Annotated in this window: 20 protein-coding genes and 2 pseudogenes; 18 read left to right on the top strand and 4 right to left on the bottom strand. The window is 66.4% G+C overall.

The window, feature by feature from the left end; all coding sequences use genetic code 11:
* Positions 1-59 precede the first annotated feature (59 nt).
* The 11 genes from EK403_RS20690 to EK403_RS20640 all read left to right on the top strand — a co-directional run bounded on the left by EK403_RS20690 (position 60) and on the right by EK403_RS20640 (position 10235).
* Positions 60-785: a Crp/Fnr family transcriptional regulator gene (locus EK403_RS20690; RefSeq protein ID WP_128779354.1), complete on the top strand. Its 726-nt coding sequence runs from the start codon at positions 60-62 to the stop codon at positions 783-785.
* On the top strand, positions 782-1033 hold the full coding sequence (locus EK403_RS20685) for a hypothetical protein (RefSeq protein WP_128779353.1): 252 nt from the start codon (positions 782-784) through the stop codon (positions 1031-1033). The genes EK403_RS20690 and EK403_RS20685 overlap by 4 nt, the downstream gene beginning before the upstream one ends.
* A 119-nt stretch (positions 1034-1152) precedes the next feature.
* The gene (locus EK403_RS20680; protein ID WP_128779352.1) at positions 1153-1632 is read left to right on the top strand and encodes a YciE/YciF ferroxidase family protein; all 480 of its coding nucleotides are present in this window, start codon (positions 1153-1155) and stop codon (positions 1630-1632) included.
* A gap of 61 nt (positions 1633-1693) precedes the next feature.
* Positions 1694-2791: a glycosyltransferase family 4 protein gene (locus tag EK403_RS20675; protein WP_128779351.1), complete on the top strand. Its 1098-nt coding sequence runs from the start codon at positions 1694-1696 to the stop codon at positions 2789-2791.
* 53 nt (positions 2792-2844) lie between these two features.
* A complete protein-coding gene (locus EK403_RS20670) occupies positions 2845-3732 on the top strand; it encodes a glycosyltransferase family 2 protein (protein WP_245479832.1) in 888 nt (295 codons plus the stop codon).
* A complete protein-coding gene (locus tag EK403_RS20665) occupies positions 3729-4760 on the top strand; it encodes a glycosyltransferase (protein ID WP_128779349.1) in 1032 nt (343 codons plus the stop codon). Before EK403_RS20670 ends, EK403_RS20665 begins: the two co-directional genes overlap by 4 nt.
* The gene (locus tag EK403_RS20660; RefSeq protein WP_128779348.1) at positions 4757-5863 is read left to right on the top strand and encodes an acyl-CoA dehydrogenase family protein; all 1107 of its coding nucleotides are present in this window, start codon (positions 4757-4759) and stop codon (positions 5861-5863) included. Before EK403_RS20665 ends, EK403_RS20660 begins: the two co-directional genes overlap by 4 nt.
* Entirely contained in the window at positions 5860-6546 is a 687-nt protein-coding gene (locus tag EK403_RS20655; protein ID WP_245479831.1) for a PIG-L deacetylase family protein, read from the top strand. The genes EK403_RS20660 and EK403_RS20655 overlap by 4 nt, the downstream gene beginning before the upstream one ends.
* Positions 6536-7111 carry a class I SAM-dependent DNA methyltransferase gene (locus EK403_RS20650; RefSeq protein ID WP_128779347.1) on the top strand — a complete coding sequence of 192 codons (576 nt, stop codon included), beginning with the start codon at positions 6536-6538 and terminating at the stop codon, positions 7109-7111. The genes EK403_RS20655 and EK403_RS20650 overlap by 11 nt, the downstream gene beginning before the upstream one ends.
* On the top strand, positions 7108-7899 hold the full coding sequence (locus tag EK403_RS20645; protein ID WP_128779346.1) for a glycosyltransferase family 2 protein: 792 nt from the start codon (positions 7108-7110) through the stop codon (positions 7897-7899). Before EK403_RS20650 ends, EK403_RS20645 begins: the two co-directional genes overlap by 4 nt.
* A gap of 254 nt (positions 7900-8153) precedes the next feature.
* Positions 8154-10235 carry a catalase gene (locus EK403_RS20640; protein ID WP_128779345.1) on the top strand — a complete coding sequence of 694 codons (2082 nt, stop codon included), beginning with the start codon at positions 8154-8156 and terminating at the stop codon, positions 10233-10235.
* A 141-nt stretch (positions 10236-10376) separates the two neighbouring features.
* Here the strand turns inward: EK403_RS20640 and EK403_RS23510 are convergent.
* Positions 10377-10487: pseudogene (locus tag EK403_RS23510) on the bottom strand (CsbD family protein); the annotation flags it as partial.
* A 21-nt stretch (positions 10488-10508) separates the two neighbouring features.
* Between EK403_RS23510 and EK403_RS22590 the strand changes: the two are divergent.
* Positions 10509-11446: pseudogene (locus EK403_RS22590) on the top strand (AbrB family transcriptional regulator).
* On the opposite strand, the gene EK403_RS20630 reads toward EK403_RS22590, so the two are convergent.
* Positions 11364-12269 (bottom strand): AraC family transcriptional regulator, encoded by a 906-nt coding sequence (locus EK403_RS20630; RefSeq protein WP_128779343.1) that lies wholly within the window; start codon positions 12267-12269, stop codon positions 11364-11366. The pseudogene EK403_RS22590 and the gene EK403_RS20630 sit on opposite strands and share 83 nt — an antisense overlap.
* A 111-nt stretch (positions 12270-12380) precedes the next feature.
* Between EK403_RS20630 and EK403_RS20625 the strand changes: the two genes are divergently transcribed.
* The gene (locus EK403_RS20625) at positions 12381-12959 is read left to right on the top strand and encodes a DUF308 domain-containing protein (RefSeq protein ID WP_128779369.1); all 579 of its coding nucleotides are present in this window, start codon (positions 12381-12383) and stop codon (positions 12957-12959) included.
* A gap of 25 nt (positions 12960-12984) precedes the next feature.
* Here EK403_RS20625 and EK403_RS20620 read toward each other — a convergent pair whose 3' ends face one another.
* Positions 12985-13539 carry a TetR/AcrR family transcriptional regulator gene (locus EK403_RS20620; RefSeq protein WP_206659601.1) on the bottom strand — a complete coding sequence of 185 codons (555 nt, stop codon included), beginning with the start codon at positions 13537-13539 and terminating at the stop codon, positions 12985-12987.
* Positions 13540-13713: 174 nt separating this feature from the next.
* On the opposite strand from EK403_RS20620, the gene EK403_RS20615 reads away from it, so the two are divergent.
* Together EK403_RS20615 and EK403_RS22585 are read left to right on the top strand one after the other, a co-directional pair.
* Complete coding sequence (locus tag EK403_RS20615; protein ID WP_128779341.1) at positions 13714-14556, top strand: oxidoreductase; 843 nt, start codon at positions 13714-13716, stop codon at positions 14554-14556.
* 548 nt (positions 14557-15104) lie between these two features.
* A complete protein-coding gene (locus EK403_RS22585; RefSeq protein ID WP_164919703.1) occupies positions 15105-15248 on the top strand; it encodes a hypothetical protein in 144 nt (47 codons plus the stop codon).
* Between the two features lie 83 nt (positions 15249-15331).
* Here the strand turns inward: EK403_RS22585 and EK403_RS20610 are convergent, their stop codons facing one another.
* Positions 15332-15685: a hypothetical protein gene (locus EK403_RS20610; protein WP_128779340.1), complete on the bottom strand. Its 354-nt coding sequence runs from the start codon at positions 15683-15685 to the stop codon at positions 15332-15334.
* A gap of 173 nt (positions 15686-15858) precedes the next feature.
* On the opposite strand from EK403_RS20610, the gene aspT reads away from it, so the two are divergent.
* The 3 genes from aspT (at position 15859) to EK403_RS20595 (ending at position 19751) form a co-directional block, all read left to right on the top strand.
* Positions 15859-17547, top strand: coding sequence for an aspartate-alanine antiporter (aspT, locus tag EK403_RS20605; protein WP_128779339.1), 1689 nt, complete (start codon positions 15859-15861; stop codon positions 17545-17547).
* 79 nt (positions 17548-17626) lie between these two features.
* Positions 17627-19234: a bifunctional aspartate transaminase/aspartate 4-decarboxylase gene (locus tag EK403_RS20600; RefSeq protein WP_128779338.1), complete on the top strand. Its 1608-nt coding sequence runs from the start codon at positions 17627-17629 to the stop codon at positions 19232-19234.
* 85 nt (positions 19235-19319) lie between these two features.
* Positions 19320-19751 carry an ion channel gene (locus tag EK403_RS20595; RefSeq protein WP_245479830.1) on the top strand — a complete coding sequence of 144 codons (432 nt, stop codon included), beginning with the start codon at positions 19320-19322 and terminating at the stop codon, positions 19749-19751.
* The last annotated feature ends 50 nt before the right edge of the window (positions 19752-19801 follow it).

Raw genomic sequence — 19801 nt, 5'->3', positions numbered from 1 at the left:
TGCGCATTCGGCCGGAACGGCGCCGGGTCGCTTACGTTGATCGGCGAAAGGAGCCTTTCTTGTCTCAATCGATTATCGGCAAGCTCGAGGCGCTCCATCCGCTGCCGGAAGAAGACAAAAAGCTGCTTCACGCGGTCGTCGGACGCGGAAAGACGCTAAAGGCCGGCGATGACATCGTGCGCGAGGGCGACCATACGGACGTCGTGCACGTCATCATCGAAGGCCACGGGTTTCGCTACAAGACTCTGCCCGACGGTAAGCGGCAGATCATCGGCTATCTCGTGCCAGGCGACTTCTGCGACCTCTACGGCTTCCTGTTCGACAGGATGGATCACGGCATGGCGGCGCGCACGCAGTGCCGGATCGCTCAACTGACGGAAGAGCACGTCTTGATGCTGACCTCGCGACCCGCGCTCGCCCGGGCGCTGTGGTGGTCGGAGCTCGTCAACGGATCGATCCTGCGAGAATGGCTGGTCAATATGGGCCGTCGGACGCCGAGCGCGCGCGTCGCTCACATCCTATGCGAACTGCTGGTCCGGTTGCAGGTTGTCGGCCAGGCCACCGCCGACAGTTTCAAGCTCGAGCTTTCCCAGAACGAGCTCGGCGACACGGTCGGCCTCACGACCGTGTCGGTCAACCGTGCGCTTCAGCGCCTCCGCGGCGCAGGGCTGATCAGCCAGTCGGGCCGCGAGATCACGATCCCGGATGTCGCCGCGCTGAAGGCGTTCGCTGACTTTGACCCGGGCTATCTTCATTTCCGGCAGGATCGAGAGGAGCGCCCGTGATAGAGTTCCAGCCCGTGAAGGTGGCGACCGGCTCTGCCGACGAGGAAGGCCGGCTCGTCTTCCACGAGGGCAAGCTGATCGCCGTGCTGGTTCGTCTCGACGACGCCAATCACGGGCCGGCGCTCGGCCAGTGGAGCCTCGAAGCCGGTTTCAACGGCGTCGACAGCACCAAGCCTCCACTGTTTGCAAACCTCGCCGCAGCCGAGCGCTGGATAGGCCGCCAGATCGCGGAATTTATATCCGTATAACGGAATCCGGTCCGATCCCCGCAAATCTTGATGCGAGCTTCGATTTCTCTCGCGACCGCCGGAACGGCCATCCCGCACCCGGACTCTCCCTGTCAAACAAACCCGGGAGAGGACCTAAAATGGCGACGACCAAGACGCTCGCTGACGCCTTTCATGAGACCCTGAAGGATGTGCTCTTCGCCGAGCGCGCCTCCGCTCGAGCGCTCAAGAAATCCGCGAAGGTCGCCAAAGAACTGGACCTCAAGCGTGCGTTTGAGGAGCACCTTCAGGAGACCGAGACACAGATCGAAAGGTTGTCCGAGATTTTCGACATCATCGGCAAGGCGCCGCGCGCCAAGACCTGCGAAGCCATGCAGGGCATCGCATCCGAGATGGAGGAGGATCTCGAGGATTTTGCAGACTCGCCTGCGTCGGACGACGTGCTGATCGGTTGCGCGCAGGCGGTCGAACATTACGAGATGGCGCGCTACGGGATGCTGAAGGCGTGGTCGGTGAAGCTCGGTTATGACGAAGCGACGCCGCTGCTGCAGAAGACGCTGGAAGAGGAGAAGGCCGCCGACGAGCGCCTGACGAAGATCGCGGAACAGTTGGCCGCCTGAGCCCGCCATTGGCGGGGCCGTCGGTCCGCTCCAGCGGTCTCGAACAGAACGAGGCGACGTCTTGCGTATCGGCATCATTGCGCATCTGAAGCATCCAATCGGGGAGCCGTTCTGCGGCGGCCTCGAAACCCACACTCATCTGCTGGCGCGCGGCCTGCGGCGTCGCGGCCATGAGGTCACAGTGTTCGCCTCGGACGGGTCCGACCCCGCGGTCGGGGTCGAGCCGATCTGCGAAGATATGGCGATCCGCGAGGTCGGTCTCGCGGAGGCGACGAACGTCGCGTTCTTCCGAGAGCACCATGCCTATCTGCGGCTCATGAACGAGCTGCGACGCCGCGACTTCGACATCGTGCACAACAACTCGATCCACTATTTGCCCGTCGCCATGGCGGACGCGCTGACCATGCCGATGGTGACCACCCTGCACACGCCGCCTTTCTGCTGGCTGGAGAGTGGCGTTCGGCTATGCCGCTCCTCGCGCTCGACCTTCGTGACAGTGTCGGACGCGCTTCGCCGTTTCTGGAGCCCGATCGCGCCCGTGAGGGGCGTGGTGCTCAACGGCATCGACCTCGACCGCTTCCGCTTCCAGAAACAGCCTGCGGACGAGCCTTATCTCGCATGGTCAGGGCGGATCGTCCCCGAAAAGGGTCTTCATCTGGCGATCGAGGCGGCGCGCATCGTGGGAATGCCATTGCGGATTGCAGGCCCCGTCGCCGACTCGGCTTATTTCGAGCGCGAGATCCGGCCTCTGCTTGGCGACGGCGCGAGCCATCTCGGACACCTGGCGCATTCCGAACTCGCGGCTGTCGTTGGCGGCGCTCGCGCGTTGCTGTTCACACCGCGGTGGGAGGAGCCTTATGGCCTTGTCGCGGCTGAGGCGCTCGCCTGCGGCACACCCGTTGCGGCGTTCGCGCGTGGCGCGATCGCCGAGGTCGTGGACGAGACTTGCGGCGTGCTGGCGGCGCCCGACGACGCAGCGGACCTTGCCGAGGCCGCCCGCAAGGCGCTTTCGCTCGACCGGCGCGCCTGCCGGCTGAGGGCCGAGCACCATTGCGACGCCAAGCTGATGGTCAGCGTCTATGAGCGGCTCTATGGGCGGATCCTGGCCGGGAACGTCCAGCCCGATCCGGCGCCTGCGACGCTGGTGGCGGCCGAATGAGTCAAAACCCCTTCGTCCGCAGGGTTTGCGTTTGCGTGCCGGCGCGCGACGAAGTGGAGCGCCTGCCACGCCTGCTTCGGGCGCTCGCTGCGCAGGACCTCCCCGGCGTCCTGCCCGTGGTCATCGCGCTCAACAATACGACCGATAACTCCCGCGAGGTCGTCGAGCGGATAGCGGGCGAGTTGCGATCGTTCATCGCGATCCGCGTCGACGAACGGATTTTTCCACCCGAGGCCGTGCATGCGGGCTCGGCCCGGCGCCTCGCCATGGATATCGGCGTGGAACTCTTGGACGCCGACGGGCAGGCCGTGCTGATCACGACCGACGCCGACGCGCGGCCGCCCGCCGACTGGGTGAGGCGCAATCTCGAGGCGATCGAGCGCGGCGTCGATCTCGTCGGCGGAGCGCTGGTTCTCGACGACGAGGAGCACATATCGCCGCTCGTGCGATCGCGCTGGGATGCGCTCGCCGCCTATTGGCGCGCGGTGCGGGCGACCGAGGACGAGATCGACCCGGTCTCCTGGGACCCGCCGCCGCGCCATGGCGACCACACCGGCGGAAGCCTCGCCGTGACAGTCGCGGCCTATCGCGCCTCGGGGGGCGTTCCCGCGATCCCCGATGGCGAGGATCGGGCCCTGGTGACCGCGGCGCGGGCCAAGGGCTTCCGGCTGGCGCATCCGATCGACGTCTGGACGCGTGTCTCCGCACGCACCGACGCTCGCGCCGCAGGCGGCATGGCCGCGAAGCTCAAGGAGCTTTCGGAAGGGATCGGGGCCGCCATGGCGGTTCCCTCGCTCGACCACTGGCGGGCGCGGGCGCGTTGGCGGCGCATGGTGCGTCTGGCCGGCGGCGACGCCGCGGTCGCGGCGCAGGAAGCGGCGCTGCCGCCGATGGCTTGCGACGTGGTGATAGCGCCGGCCGCGCCGGAGGCGGCGGCGTGACCGAGGCCCCGATCGGCTATTACGTCCACCATCACGGCGAAGGCCACCGGCGTCGCGCTATGGCGATCGCGAAGCAGGCGCCGGGCCGTCTGACGCTGATCGGCACGGGCGTCGCGGGGCTCCAAGGTCCGTTCGACACGCTGGATCTGCCGGACGATCGCCTAACAGGAAGCGGTTTCGACGGAGAAGACAACGCCTGCGAACGACCGGACTCGCTGCACTATGCCCCAGTGCACCATGACGGCGTCCGCGGACGGGCGAGAGCCGTCGCGGGCTGGATCGCCGAGCGGCGTCCGGCGTTGATGGTGGTGGACGTATCGGTCGAAATCGCGATGCTGGCGCGGCTTTGCGCGACGCCGACGATCTACGTTCGGCTCGCGGGCGCGCGGTGGGACGAGGCCCATCTCGACGCCTTCCGCGGCGCGCAGGCGCTGATCGCGCCCTTTGACCGGCGCTGCGAAGTCTATGACGCCCCGGGCTGGGTGGTATCGAAGACCCGCTATTTGCCCGGCCTCGGGGCGGCCCCGGCCTCGGCCGCGTCGCGCGACAACGTCGTCCTCGTGGCCTTCGGTCGTGGTGGCGCCAAGACCACGCCGGAGGACGTCACAGACGCGGCGGCCGCGACGCCTGCGCGTCGGTGGCGTGTCATCGGGCCTATGGCGAGGCCCCTCGCTCCGCCGGCCAATCTCGATGTCGCGGGTTGGGTGGATCACGCCGAACAGGAGATCGCCCGCGCGGGGGTCGTGGTCGGCGGCGCTGGCGACGGAGTCCTGTCGGCGGCGGCGGCCGGGGGGCGGCCCTTCGTGTGCGTTCCCGAGGATCGCCAGTTCGACGAGCAGCGCGCCAAGGCGAACGCGCTGAAAAAGGCTGGCGCCGCCGTCGTCCTGCCCGCCTGGCCAAGGCCGGCGGAATGGCCCGGCGTGCTGGCGGATGCGGAAGCGATCGATCCATTGCGGTTGTCGAGCTTCCACGATCCGGACGGACCTGCGAAGGCCGCCTCCTTCATTCTCGGACAGGCGGACCGATGACGCAGCCATCCTCGACCAAGCTCCAGTTCGGCGCGCTCGCCGGCCGCCTCGCCGAGTTCGGCGCGCGCTATGACGCTGAGGGCGGCTGGCCGCAGGAGAGCGTCGCGCTGCTGGTCGAAAGCGGCATGCACCGCGCCTTCGCGTCCCCGGACGCCGGAGGTAAGGCGTTCGAGACGCCTCAGGAGGAGAACCGTGCGCTGCTCCAGGCGCTCCGGCAGGTCGGGCGCGCGGATCTCAGCCTTGGCCGGATCTTCGAGGGCCATGTCAACGCGCTGAAGTTGTTCGGCTGGTACGGTTCGCCCAGTCAGCGCCGGAGGCTCGTTCAAGACCTGGACGGAGGCCGGCTTTACGGCGTCTGGGCCACCGAGCCGCCGCCGGGCGTGACGCTCGACGACGACCCGTTCGGTCCCCGGCTGTCGGGCGCGAAGCGCTTCGCGACCGGGGCCGGAAGCCTCGATTTCGCGCTGGTGACCGCGCGGCCCGCTTCGGGCGAACGTCGCCTCGTGATCGTCCCCGCCAACCAGCAGGCCCGCGCCGACGTCTCGGGATGGCGCGTCCGAGGCATGCGCGCCACCGTCAGCGGAACCTACGACCTCACCGGGCTCCGGCCGTCTCGAGAGGAACTGCTCGGCGGGCCAGGCGACTATGACCGCGAGCCGCGCTTCACGGCCGGCGCCTGGCGATTCTTGGCCGTCCAGCTCGGCGGGGTCGAAGCGCTTCTGGCCGAGACCCGCGCGGCGATGTCCGTAGCGGCGCGCGCGGACCCGCTCCAGCGCGCGAAATTCGCCGAGGCCGTCGCCGCCGCGCGCGGCGCTTTCCTCTGGACGCGCGAGGCCGCCGATCGCGCGGCGTCCGAGCATCCCGACGCAAAGCCCTTCGTGCTGCTTGCTCGCGGCGTGGTGGAGCGAGCGGCGCTCGACGTTATGGAGCTCTGCGCCCGCATCGTCGGCACGCGGAGCGCCGTCGACGGCTCGCGCATCGACAAGATCATTCGTGACCTTAGCCTCTATCTGCGTCAGGCCGGCCCCGACCATGCCCGCGACGAGGCCGCCAAGGCGTTTCTCGACCACGATGCGTGGGGCGACGGGGACGAGCTGTGGTGACGCGTCCTCGCTTTGCGACGCCGCTCGCCCGCAGTCGGTGGGCGATGGCCCGCTGGCTGGTCCTGGCGCCGCATGCCGACGATGAGACCATCGGGGCCGGCGCGCTGATCGCCGAGGCCGCGGCTGCAGGGCGGCTCGCGGGCGTCGTGTTCGTAACCGACGGGCGCGGCTCGCACGGGGCCCAAGGTCCGCGCGATCTCGCCGAGACCCGGCGGCAGGAAGCGCGCGCCGCCCTGCGGCGGCTAGGCCCGCAAACTCCCACGCCGGCGTTTCTCGATTGGCCCGACGCCCGCCCGCCGCTGCGCGAGGATGAAGGATGGCGTCGGTCCGCGCGCCGGCTCGGGAGCCTTTGCCGCCGGCTACAAGTCGACGCAATCGCCGCGACCTCGCCGCTTGATCCGCATTGCGACCATCAAGCGGTGGCGGCGCTTGCCCGCGACGTCGCGCGGTCGGCGATGCGGCCCGTGGAGGTGTTCGACTATGTCGTGTGGGCGGAGCAGCATCCGTCCGGCCCCGCTTTTCGAACGGGGGTGACGCCGCAAGGTCCGCGGCGCTTGGCGCTGGCCGCCCATCGTAGCCAGATGACGCCGCTCTATGGCGACGGCTTTCGTGTGCCGGACCGGCTGAGGCGGATGCCGGCAGCGGACCTGCTCTATCCGGCGCGGCTCCGGCATGCGGCGTAGGGACAGCCTGCCGCCGGTCTATTTCGAGGACATGTTCGCGGCGGACCCCGATCCCTGGCGGTTCGAGACGAGCGCCTATGAGGCTGAAAAATACCGGGCCACCGTCGCCGCGCTCGGGGGACGAAAATACCGCGCGGCGCTCGAGGTCGGCTGCGCCATCGGCGTCCTGACCGAAAAACTGTCGGCGCATGTCCTCGACCTGCTGGCGATCGACGTCAGCGAGACGGCGCTGGCGCGCGCAGCAACCCGCTGCAGCGGCGCGCGGTTCGATCGTCGCGCCTTTCCGGCCGAAGCGCCGGACGGCCTGTTCGACCTGATCGTGCTGTCCGAGGTCCTGTACTATCTCGACGATCAGGATCTGTCGGCCGCCGGGCGTTGGGCCGACGGGGCGCTCGCGCGCGGCGGCGACCTGCTGCTGGTGCACTGGACCGGCGAGACCGACTATCCGCAGAGCGGCGACGACGCTGTCGCGAAGTTCGACGCCGCCATGCGCGTCCCGATCGAGAGGCTCCGCGCCGAGCGCCACGAGCGCTACCGGCTCGACATGTGGCGGCGCGTGTCATGACCTTGAGCGTCCTTACCCTCGCGCGCGGCCGGACTGCGCATCTGACGAACCTCGTTGAGGGCTTGCGTCGGTCGGACGTTCCGCCGGACGAATTGGTCGTGGTGGATATGAACGACGAGGCGCTCGCCGTCGGCGCCTGCGGCTTTCCGGTTCGGCTCGTGCGTCTGCCCGTCGAGGCGCTTCCGCTCGCCGCCGCACGGAACCTCGCGGCGCGGCGTTCGACCGGTCGCCATCTGCTGTTCCTCGACGCCGACTGCATCCCGTCTCGATCGCTGGTCGGCGCGATGGCTCACGCTCTGGCCGAACTCGACGGTCTGATCTGCCCGGAGGTGCTGTATCTCGGCCCGGATGACGCGCGCGGCGCATGGGACGAGCCCGATCTCGTCGCGGCGGGCCGCACGCATCCCGTTCGCCCGTTTCCACGCTCCGGACGTCGCGTCGAGCCGAACGCCGGCCTGTTCTGGTCGCTGGCGTTCGGTGTGCGGAAGACCACATTCGAGGCGCTCGGAGGCTTCGATGAAGCCTATGTCGGCTATGGCGGCGAGGACACCGACTTCGGCTTCGCAGCTGAGGCGGCAGGAGTCCCTATCGTGCTGACAGGAGACGTTCGGGCGTTTCACCAACATCATTTTGTCAGCGATCCGCCGCTCGAGAACCTCGACGACATCATCCGGAATGCCGAGGTCTTTCGCGGAAAATGGGGGCGATGGCCGATGGAGGGGTGGCTCGTGGGGTTCGAGCGCGCCGGCCTGATCAGACGTACGGCTCGATCGATTGAGCGACTGTAGTCGGCGGCGGCCTTCGTCGGCTCCGGATCTGCGTCGGCCATGTTCTCTCTTGCGTTCCCGCGATGGCGACGACCGTCGCCGCCCGCGAAGGCGATGGTCGCTTGAATGACGCGGTTCCGACCGACCGGATCAGGTTTTCGAGCACACCGCTTGCAGCGCGGCTGCCCTTCGAGCAGCGCTCTCGCAACAGGCTACCGACGTCTGGAACTTGTCCAAAGCGCAGCCGTTGCGCCCATGAGTTCAACGAGGGCGACATGACCAAAAGCGTTTCACTTAACGCCGGCAATGGCGGCGAAACCCACCAGACCACGGACGCCGATCACCCGGTTCTCACGACCAATCACGGGACTCCGATCAGCGACAACCAGAACCAGCTAAAGGCTGGCGCTCGAGGTCCGGTGCTGCTCGAGGACGAGGTCTACCGGGAGAAGATCAACCACTTCGACCACGAGCGCATTCCGGAGCGGATCGTGCACGCTCGCGGAACGGCGGCGCACGGCTATTTCGAATGCACCGATAGCCTCGCCGACATCACGCGGGCCGATCTGTTTCAGAAGAGGGGCCAGCGCACCGACGTCTTCGTCCGATTCTCCACCGTGGCCGGCGGCGCCGGTTCAGTCGACACGCCGCGCGACGTGCGCGGCTTCGCCGTCAAGTTCTACACGCGCGAAGGCAACTGGGATTTGGTCGGCAACAACATCCCGGTCTTCTTCATTCAGGATGCGATGAAATTTCCGGACCTGATCCACGCCGCCAAGATGGAGGCGGATCGGGGATACCCCCAGGCCGCGACCGCGCACGACACGTTTTGGGACTTCATCAGCCTGATGCCGGAATCCACCCACATGATCATGTGGGCGATGTCCGATCGGACGCTGCCGAAGAGCTTCGCCACGATGGAGGGCTTCGGCATCCACACCTTCCGGTTCGTCAACCGCGAAGGAAAAAGCACCTTCGTGAAATTTCACTGGAAGCCGAAGGCCGGCCTCGCGTCTTCGATCTGGGACGAGACCGTCAAGACGGCCGGCGCCGATCCTGACTATCAGCGCCGCGACCTGTTCGAGCGCATCGGCCGGGGCGACTATCCAGAGTGGGATCTCGGCGTGCAGCTGTTCGACGAGGAGTTCGCAAACGGCCAGCCCTATGACGTGCTCGACGCCACGAAGATCATTCCGGAGGAGGTTTTGCCCGTCCGGATCGTCGGCAAGCTGGTGCTGGACCGCTACCCCGACAACTTCTTCGCCGAGACCGAACAGGTCGCCTTTTGTCCGAGCCATCTCGTGCCAGGCATCGATCACTCGAACGACCCGCTGCTGCAGGGCAGACTGTTCTCCTACCAGGACACCCAGATCAAGCGGCTGGGCTCGACCAACTGGCACCAGATCCCGGTCAACCAAGCCAAGGGCCGTGAGGGCGGTTGCCCGTTCCACAATCTCCAGCGCGACGGTCACATGCAGATGCAATCGCCGAAGGGTCGCGCCAATTACGAGCCGAACTCGCTTCATCTTGCCGGGGAGATCGGCGGCCCGCGCGAGGATCCGGCCGACGGCTTCAAGACCTATCCTGCGGAGGAGCAGGGGCAGAAGCTGCGCATTCGCGCCGAGAGTTTCGCGGACCACTACAGTCAGGCGCGGCTGTTCTGGCGATCGATGGACCCGGCCGAGCAGGCGCACATCGCATCCGCCTTCGTGTTCGAACTCAGCAAGGTGTCGATCGAGCACATCCGTCTCGCGGTGATGGCGAACCTTCGCAACGTCGACGAGGAGCTGGCGCGACGGGTGGCCAACGGACTGGCGATGAAGCTGCCGAAGGCCTCGGCGGCCAAGGTCGCGCCGATCGACATGGAGCCGTCTCCAGCGCTGAGGATCATTCGGGGGCCGCTTGAGAAGCACACATTGGAGGGCCGAACGGTCGGCATTTTGTTCGCGGACGGCACCGACGCGAGCGAACTGAAGAAGGTGAAGGAGGCCGTCAAGACGGCCGGCGGTCGCCCCATGCTCATCGCCCCGAAGGTCGGCCAGGTGCCGCTCTCGGACGGCTCGACGATCAGCGCGGACGCGCAGCTCTTCGGTCAGCCCTCTGTCACGGTCGATGCCTGCGCGGTGGTGTTGTCGGATGAGGCCACTGCGAAACTGACCAAGGAAGGCGCCGCCGTCCAATGGGTCATGGACGCGTTCGCCCATCTTAAGGCGATCGGCCACAACGCCGCCGCCAAGCCGCTGCTCGACAAGGCGGGCGTCGAGCCGGACGAGGGCGTCGTCGATCTGAACGGCTTCGTGGAGGCCGCAAAGAAGCGCTATTGGGATCGCGAACCGAACGTCCGCACGCTCGCCTGAAAACCGAAATGGACAGCCGGGGCTTTCTCGGCCGCGGCTCTCCAACCTTCCACCCAATACTCGCCCACGGTCCAAATCAGACCGCAAAAAAGGGGCCGCAACCCGAAGGTCGCGGCCTCGTTTATCGGCGTGGCATTGGGTTCAGTGACGACCGTCATATCCTGATGACCAGGCGTCCACTTCATCTTTGGCTCTCGCCTTCTCGACTCCGTAGGGCTCCTGGATCTTTCCCTCCAGCTGCTCACGCTTTCCGACCGCGGTCCTGTTCGATTAATGGTCGCCTCGATCGCGGTCGCGGTTTCGGGCGGCAAGGCGCGCCTGCACCGTGGCGCTTTCCTTGTGGCGCAAGGCGTCGTCGGCTGTCTGATCGGGCACGGCGTCCCGGCCCCGGCGCTCGGCGAGATCGCCGCGAACTGGCCGCTGCTGATCGGCCCGATCGCCGCGATCACGCTCGCCAGCAGCCTGCTTGGGCGGGCGATCGCGCGCACCGGCGTCCTGCCGGCGACGACTGCGGTGTGGGGCTCCTCGCCGGGAGCCGCCGCCGCCATGACGCTGATGTCCCAGAGCTATGGCGCGACTTCCGCCTCGTCGCCTTTATGCAATACGCCCGCGTCGTGATGGTGGTCGCGACGGCCTCGATCGTCTCGCGGATCTGGATCGGGCCCACCGGAGCGGCTGCGCCGCGCGCCTTCTTTCCCGCCGTCGACTGGCCGGGTCTGCTGTTGACAGTCGCCGTCGTGGCCTTCGGCGTCCCGCTCGCCCGGGCGCTGAAGATCCCGGCCGGCCCGCTTCTCGCGCCAATGGTTCACGCGCGAGATTTAGCTCACGCCACTCGCGCTCTACCGCAGATTCTGATTTCGATCTTCGCGCTTATCGCGATCTGCGCCTTCTTCGCCTGGACGCTTGTCGCGTTCGGCGGGATCCACCCCCTCACCGCCTATCTCGCGACCAGCCCGGGCGGAGCGGACTCGGTCAGAACGCGGCTCGGCGGGAGGCGGGACGTCGGCTTTTCGATCGCAAGCCAGCTTCCGCTTCTGGCGCATGCGCGGCGCGATCGGTCAGCCGCGTCCGACGCGATCGGTCGGCCACCGGCCGTAGTCGCTTCGGTCGATGGATCAGGCGAGCGCCTCAGCCGTGCGACCCGGTTTCACTCGGCAGATGAAACTCATCCCTCGGCGGCCAGCCGAACAAAGCCTTGTAGGCACGGCTGAAGGCCGCCTCCGACCGGTAACCGACGCGGAGCCCGACCTCGCCCACACGCGCATCGCGCCTGCCAAGCATGTCCCGGGCAAGGTTCAGCCGCCACTCGTTCTGATAGCGCGCCGGTGAGCGTCCAACGAGGGCGATGAACCTTTCGCAGAAGCTCGACCGCGACATGCCCGCGGCCTCGGCCAACGCTTCGATGCTCCAACGTCGCAGCGGCTTCTCATGCACGAGCTTAAGCGCGCGGGCGATCCGGGCGTCCGAAAGCCCTCCCAACCATCCAGACGTGCGCCCCAGATGGACCCAGGTCCGAAGGGTGCGAATGACCAGGAGGTCGATGATCCGCGAAATCATCAGGGCTGCGCCGGGCTGGGTTTCCGCAGCCTCGATCATGAGAAAGGGCATGATGCCTTCGAGCCATCCGGCCCCTTCGGCCCGCCGAATGTGGATGCGCTGGGGAAGGGCGGAGATCATCCCCCGCAGACTGTAGGGATCGAACCAGAACCGGCAGGCGATCACAACGGCGCCCGCGCCAGACGCCACCAAGAGATTTTCTCCGGGCCCACGGGGCAGCAGCACAAGATCGCCTGTGTCGACCGTGCCGGGCTGCTCGACCCCGCTTTCGGCGTGAAGCGCGCCCTCAGCGACCACCAGGACATGGCCCAAGCCGGCGTCCAGGTCCAACCGCTCCGTCGGCGCGATGCTGAGGGACTGCACACGGTCTCCGGTGAGGCGGATCTGCGCGAGCACATGCGACAGGAGATCGCCGGACGCAGCGCCGCGAGCCTCTCTGTCCGGAAGATCGATCAAGTTTTCAAGCGTTTCCGTCATGGATGACGTCGGCCTCAAGCTTTACAAAGTCGCACCCTGGTCCCGTCCCGAGATTTGGAGATCGGTATCTATTCCGACTCCCATCTTGACGTCACATGGAAGGAAATCTCGATGAACATCGTCCAACAGAGCGACCGTATTGCTGTGCGGTGGCTGAGTTCATATTACTTTACCCGCGCCGCGGTCTCCATCGGTTGGATCGTGGCCGCTCTGACCATCGGAAAGAGCATGCCGCCCGTCGCGGCGATCCTCCTGGTCGCCTACCCCGCCTGGGACGCCGTCGCCAATCTCCTCGACGCGCGCCGAAACGGCGGCCTGACGGCGAATCCGAGCCAGGCCGTCAACGCCGCGGTCAGCGCCGTCACCGCCATCGCCGTCGCGTTCGCGCTTGGATGGGGCCTTCACGCGGTGCTGGCGGCATTCGGCCTCTGGGCGATCCTCTCGGGTCTGTCGCAGCTCGTCACCGGCCTGCGGCGCTGGAATGCGGGCGCCCAGTGGGCGATGGTCCTGAGCGGAGCGCAGTCGGCGCTCGCAGGCGCCTTTTTCTTCAAGCTGGCGGCAGGCGAGACGTCCCCTGGAATCACGGACATCGCTCCCTACGCGGCGTTCGGCGCATTCTACTTTCTCGTCTCTGCCGTTTGGCTGACGGTGGCGCTGGCGCGAAAGCCCTCGAGCGAACGCACTGCGTGACATTGAGCGAAAGGGCTCTCAGACCTCAATCCCACTTCATGCCCAGGAGCGATGCGCGTCGCTCCTTCGGGGCGAAGGCGGCGACCGCCGTGGCGACGGCGGTCGCACCTTCGTGAGGAAGTGCTTCATCGGAGATTTCGGCTGCGACCCAGAACGACAGGCATCCTCGAAAGACGATCGCAATGTGATCGGCAAGCTTAGCTGAGGCCACAGCTCTGAGGCGCGGATCGATCCCGTCGAGATCTCCCAAGGCAAGGGCCCATAGCGCCCGGGAGCGGACCCTGACCTCACCGGGCTCGTCAGCCCAGGCGCCAAGGGCGGCCAACATGGCGCGGTTCAGGGTCGGCTCCTCCAGAAGAAGCTGAATCGCAATCGCCGACGCTTGCAGCACGCGGTCGACGCAGTCGCCTTCAAGGCGGGCGGCGCTGACACGCTCCGCCATCTCCTCGATCCGCCGCGTGGACAACGCCTGTGCGATGCGGGCCTTGCCCCCGAACAGATTGAAGGGCGTCGCGAAGCTGACGTCGGCTTCGGCCGCAAGGTCCCGCATGGAGAACGAGCGCGCGGGATCCGAGCGCATCAGCCGCTCCGCCGCCGCAAGGACCTTCTCCCGGGAGGCTTCGCTCCTTGTCTGCGTGCTGCGTGTCCTGACCATCCCGGGGCCTTGCTTTGATCCAACGTCAAAATTATATCATGATATAAGTCATGGATGAGCGCTGCGCCATCCGGTTCTCTCTAGCCAGGGCTACCTCTCATGACCGATCAACCCAAGACCTTCTTCATCACCGGCGTGAGTTCCGGACTGGGGCGGGCGTTCGCGCAAGGAGCGCTGGAGGCCGGCCATGCCGTCGTCGGCACAGTTCGCAACGCGGACGCGGCGGCCGAGTTCGAGTCTCTCTCGCCGGGCCGGGCGTTCGCGCTGCAACTCGACATGACGGATTTTGAAGCGATGCCGGCGGCGGTCGCCGAAGCCGAGCGCCTCGCTGGGCCGATCGACGTGCTGGTCAACAATGCGGGCTACGGCCACGAGGGTGTCATGGAAGAGTCCTCGATCGAAGACCTGCGCCGCCAGTTCGACGTCAATGTGTTCGGCGCCGTCGCGATGATGAAGGCCGTCCTTCCGGGCATGCGCGAACGACGACGCGGACGCGTCATCAACGTCACCTCGATGGGCGGCTTCATCACGATGCCCGGCATCAGCTTCTACTGCGGCAGCAAGTTCGCGCTTGAGGGAATATCCGAGGCTTTGGGAAAGGAGGTCGCAGCGTTCGACGTCCATGTGACGTCTGTGGCTCCGGGCCAGTTCCGGACCGACTGGGCCGGACGGTCGATGCAGCGCACCGCTCGCAGCATCTCAGACTACGACAGCGTCATGGATCCCCTGCGGACGGCGCGACAGGCCAAGAGCGGAAATCAGCCGGGCGACCCGACGAAGGCGGCGCAGGCCCTTCTGCGACTGGTCGATGCGGACAAGCCGCCGGTCCGTCTCTTCCTGGGCGCGGACGCTCTGGGGCTCGTCGAGCGAAAGCTGGATCAGATGGCGGCCGAGATCGCCGCCTGGAAGGACCTGTCGCTCTCCACGAGCTTCGCTGCCTGAACAGGCAAAGCGCTTCCGCATCCAGCGGCGGGGGGCCAAACGTCCGCTTCCGGAAGCGGAGCGAGCCCGGCGTAAGAGGCATTTATTGATCGACAAGTCGAAGGAGCGATCCGAGCGTCGCCTTGAATGATTTGAGAGTGTTCGCCAAGCCTTGGGATCCGACGAACAGCGCTCGTGGTGACCTCGCGTCATCTGCGCGACCTCGACGGCGACTGTGTCGGCCGCCGCGCGCGCGATGCCATCGAGCGTCGCGCCGGTCCAGCAGCGATGCGTCGTTGGGCTGATCGGCGCAGCCGCTCCAGCCGCGGCCGTCTCGCAGATCGACGACGCGCCACGAATATCGCTTGCAGTCGGAGAGCGCGTGAACCGAGACGTCGAGTTCAAGCAGCGGTCATGGTCGTGCGAGCAAGCGCCTGAGGGCTTTTGTGACGACCGCGTTTCCCGGGCCCCGGCGGATAGACGTCCACATTCCCGGCGGAAGGATCACCTGAACAGGATCGCGCGCCCCGGGGACCGCCGCAATATGACGAGAGAGCGGCTCGGACGCGATGCGCCTCGATGCGCACGATCGGATCGATGCTCGGGTCGAAATCCGCGGCGCGCCCGAAGACGTCGACGCCGATGGAATAGGCCTTGCTGCGCTTGTCTTTCCCGGCGAGCGTCTCGCTGACCACGAAAGCAAGAAAAAATGACCCAGCTCTTTCTCAAAAATGCACTTATCCGGTTGGATAAAACTCCGAACATCGCACCCTGGCAAGGTCATTTCCGGATCGCCCTAGTGAAGCCTCGATAAAATATCTTCTTCCACCAAAGTCGCTAGCGATCCATACTCAATCACTCTATCGGCGGCGGCGCCGCCCGCAACCCGCTGCCAATAATCGATGGCGGCGCAGGCGAGCTCATAGGCTTCGCAGAGATCGGCCGTCACAGGGTCATTTTGCGCGAGGCGCTGAAGCTCCGCGCGCTTGCTGGGCCATCGCAGCAACAGCCTGGCGAGCCCCCGCTTTCGCGCTTCTCCCACGCCGGCCTCCGCAAGGCGCTGCGACCGCATCGCAAGCCTTCCCGATGATCGATTCGGATTGCTGCGGGCGTGGATAACGACTTTTTCCGGCCATGCGTGTTTCGACACAGTTTCAAGCGCGGCAGATCCGCGGCGCGGCCGGAGGCCGAAAAGTCCGTTTTTACCCGCCAGCGGCCCAGCGCGTCGCCGTTTGCGTCCGATACCTGCCGGTTACTGTTACTTCGTTTCAAATCGGCCGCCGCGAAGCCAGCATCCGCCACACGGAAGCATGGAGACGCGAGATGGACTGGTTCGTCGGCGTCCTGAAAAGCTATCCCGAGATCGCGATCTTCCTGTCGCTTGCGATCGGCTTTTGGATCGGCTCCTACAAGATCGCGGGCTTCTCGCTCGGCGGCGTGACCGGCACGCTGCTCGCCGGCGTCCTGATCGGACAGCTCGGCCTGTCGATCTCGCCCAACGTCAAGTCGACCTTCTTCATCCTCTTCATCTTCGCCGTCGGCTATGGCGTCGGACCGCAGTTCATGCGGGCCTTCGGCAAGGACGGCCCGAAGCAGATGCTCTTCGCGGTCATCGTGGTGGCGCTCTGCCTGATCTCGAGCATCGTCGCGGCGCAGTTCGCGGGACTGGAGCTCGGCTACGCCGCCGGGCTGTTTTCCGGGTCCCAGACGATCTCCGCCGTCATCGGCGTGGCGACGGACCAGATCAACCAGCTCGGCCTCCCGCCGGAGGTCTCGAAGCCGCTGATCAACCAGATCCCGATCGCCTATGCGGTCACTTACATCTTCGGAACCATTGGAACGGCCTGGTTCCTGGCGCAGCTCGGCCCCAAGCTCACCGGGATCGATCTCGCGAAAGTCTGCGCAGACTATGAGAAGCAGATGTCGGGCGGCGCCGGCGCGGGCGAGCCCGGCGTCGTGTCGGCCCGGCGGAACTGGGAACTACGCGCCTATCTCGTGGCCGAAGGCGGGCCTGCGGTTGGACGGAACGTCGGCGATCTGGAGCGGCTGGCGCTGCCTGACCGCGTCTTCGTCGAGCGCATTCGTCGCAGCGGCGCGATTTTCGACGCCACCACCGAAACGGTCCTTCGGGCGGGCGACGTCGTTGCGGTCGCGGGGCCGCGGGCGATCCTGGTGGAAAGACTGGGCGCCGTGCGCAACGAAGTCGACGACGTCGCTCTGCTGGACGTGCCGGCCGAGGCGCTGGACGTGTTCGTGGCGAAGAAGGGCTATCACGGAGCGACGCTCAGGGACCTCGCCAAGGCGCCCTTCGCGCGCGGCGTCTACGTCCGGAAGATCACGCGCGGCGGCGTCGAGATTCCTGTCCTGGCCGAGACCGAGATCTTCAGGGGCGACATCGTCACGATCATCGGCGGCCGGCGCCATGTTGAAAGCGCCGTGGCGGAACTCGGTTACGCCGACCGACCGACAGAGACGACCAACATCGCGTTCCTGGCGGCGGGCATCACCGTCGGCGGACTGATCGGCGCCCTGTCGATCAAGCTCGGCGGCATTCCGATCGGCCTGTCCACCACCGGCGGCGCGTTGCTCGCGGGTCTCGCGCTCGGCTGGCTGCGGTCGGTCCATCCGACCTTCGGCGGCATTCCCGGGCCGGCGCTCTGGGTCTTGAACACGATCGGTCTGAACGTCTTCATCGCGGTCGTCGGCATCTCGGCCGGACCCGGCTTCGTCGCGGGGCTGAGGGAGGTCGGAATCAGCCTGTTCCTCTGGGGCATCTTCGCGACGCTCGCCCCTATGGTCGCGGCTCTCTACCTCGGCCACTACGTCTTCAAGTTCCACCCCGCTTTGCTGTTGGGCGTGATCGCCGGCTCGCGGACCACGACGGCGGCGCTCGGCATGATCCAGGACGCGGCCAAGAGCAAGATTCCGGCTCTCGGTTACGGCGCGCCTTATGCGGTCGGCAACACGCTGCTCACGATCTGCGGACTGATCATCGTTCTGCTGCTGCATTAGCTCGGGACCCACGCGTATCGGCAAAAAAAGCATTCTCATATTGGGCGTCGCCAAGACAAACGTCCCACGGGAGGCCGCCATGAACGCAATGGACTTCACGCCCTACGAGCATATGAGCCCGTTCGAGATCAAGGACGGCCTGATCAGGCTCGCCAGCCGCAGCGCCAAGAAGGCCGCGCACGTCATGCTGAACGCTGGCCGCGGCAACCCGAACTGGGTCGCGACCACGCCACGCGAGGCGTTCTTCACCTTCGGCCAGTTCGCGATCGCGGACTGCCGGCGCAGCCGGGACGATTTCGGCGCGGGACTTGCGGGCATGCCGCAGCCGGCCGGAATCGCTGAACGGCTGACCGCCTGGCTCGGCGAGAATTCGAGCCCGCCCGGCGCAGAGTTCATCCGGAACGCCGTCGACTACGGCGTCGGGACGCTCGGCTTCGACGCCGACGCCTTCGTGTTCGAGCTCGCGGATTCGATCATCGGCGACAACTACCCGGTGCCGGACCGTATGCTCATCCATGCCGAGAAGGTCGCACACAAATATATCGAATTCGCCATGGGCGGGGCCAAGCCGGTCGAAGGCCGCTACGACCTGTTCGCGACGGAAGGCGGCACCGCGGCGATGTGCTACCTCTTCAAGTCGCTGATGGCGAACCGCCTGCTCAAGAAGGGCGACACCATCGCGATCGGCGTGCCTATCTTCACGCCCTATGTCGAGATCGCGGGCCTCGAGGATTACGCGTTCAACCAGGTGCACATCCGCGCCAGGCAGGAGAACCGGTTCCAATATTCGGACGACGAGCTCAAGAAGCTCGAGGATCCGTCCGTCAAGGCGTTCTTCGTCGTCAACCCCGGCAACCCGACGTCTATGGCGATCGACGAGCCGACGATGTCGAAGATCGTCGACCTCGTGAAGACCAAGCGGCCGGACCTGATCCTGCTGACCGACGACGTCTACGGCACCTTCGTGCCAGGCTTCCGGTCGCTGCTCGCCGAGCTGCCGCGCAACACCATCGGCGTCTACTCCTACTCGAAATATTTCGGATGCACCGGCTGGCGATTGGGCATCATCGCGCTGCACGAGGACAATGTGTTCGAGGAGAAGCTCGCCAATCTGTCGGCCGACGAACTGGCGGCGCTCGACAAGCGCTACGGCGCGCTGACGCTCGAGCCGCGCAAGCTCAAGATGATCGACCGGTTTGTGGCGGACAGCCGCGACGTCGCGCTCAACCACACGGCCGGCCTGTCGCTGCCGCAGCAGGTGATGATGACGTTTTTCTCGCTGGCCGAGCTGATGGACGTCGACAAGGTCTACCAGAAGGCCTGTATGGAGATCTGCCACAATCGGGTCAGGACCCTGCTGAAGGGACTGCCCCTGCAGGTGAAGCCCAACCCGAACTTCGCGGCCTATTACGGCACGATCGACTTCGAGTTCTGGCTCCGGGAATACGCCGGCGAGGAGATGGTGACCTGGCTGAAGGCCAACGTTCACCCGCTCGATCTCGTCTACAAGCTCGCCAACGACCACTCGATCGTGCTGCTGAACGGCGGCGGCTTCGACGCCCCCGAATGGAGCGTGCGGGTGTCGTTCGCCAACCTGCCGGACGAGGTCTATGAGCAGATCGGCGCCGCGATCCGCACGGTCGGGCGGGGCTATTACGACGCGTTCAAGGCCTCTCAAGGCCAGTGAAACGTGACGGCCGGCGCGCGTGAGACCGGCCTCGTTAGGCTCCAGCTCCGTCCACCGGCAGTCGAAGCCTGGGGGAGAGCGCGCCGTGTTGCGACAGCTGCTCATCGGCGGCGCGGTCAGTCTTGCGACGATCGCGGTTCACTCCGCCGCGATGGCCGCGATCGTTCTGGCGTTCAGGCGGCGCCAGGCCGTCTCGGGCCCCGCGAAATCTCACATCCGCCTGGTCGTTCTCATGACCGCCGTGGTGGCTCTGCTCAACCTCGCCCATGTGGTTGAGGTCGCGATCTGGGCCGCGGCCTACTGGATCCTCGGGGTCGGCCCCGAGAGCGCGAGGCCGTTCTACTTCGCGCTCGTGAACTTCACCACGCTCGGCTATGGCGACGTCTTGCCCGCGCCCGGATGGGAGCTGATCGGCCCATTGACTGCGATGAACGTCATTCTCGTGCTGGGATGGTCGACCGCGGCGATCTTCGCCGTGCTGTCGTCGCAACTTCCGCGCGCCGGCGTCAGACATTAGAGCGGGTCCTTGGTTTTCCGATTCTGCGTTGGGATTCCGTCGAGGCGTGA

The sequence above is a fragment of the Hansschlegelia zhihuaiae genome, from assembly GCF_004103825.1.
In the GTDB taxonomy this organism is placed as follows: Bacteria; Pseudomonadota; Alphaproteobacteria; order Rhizobiales; family Methylopilaceae; genus Methylopila; species Methylopila zhihuaiae.
The sequence above is the reverse complement of the archived record's forward strand: the minus strand, read 5'-3'. Positions and strand labels throughout refer to the sequence as shown.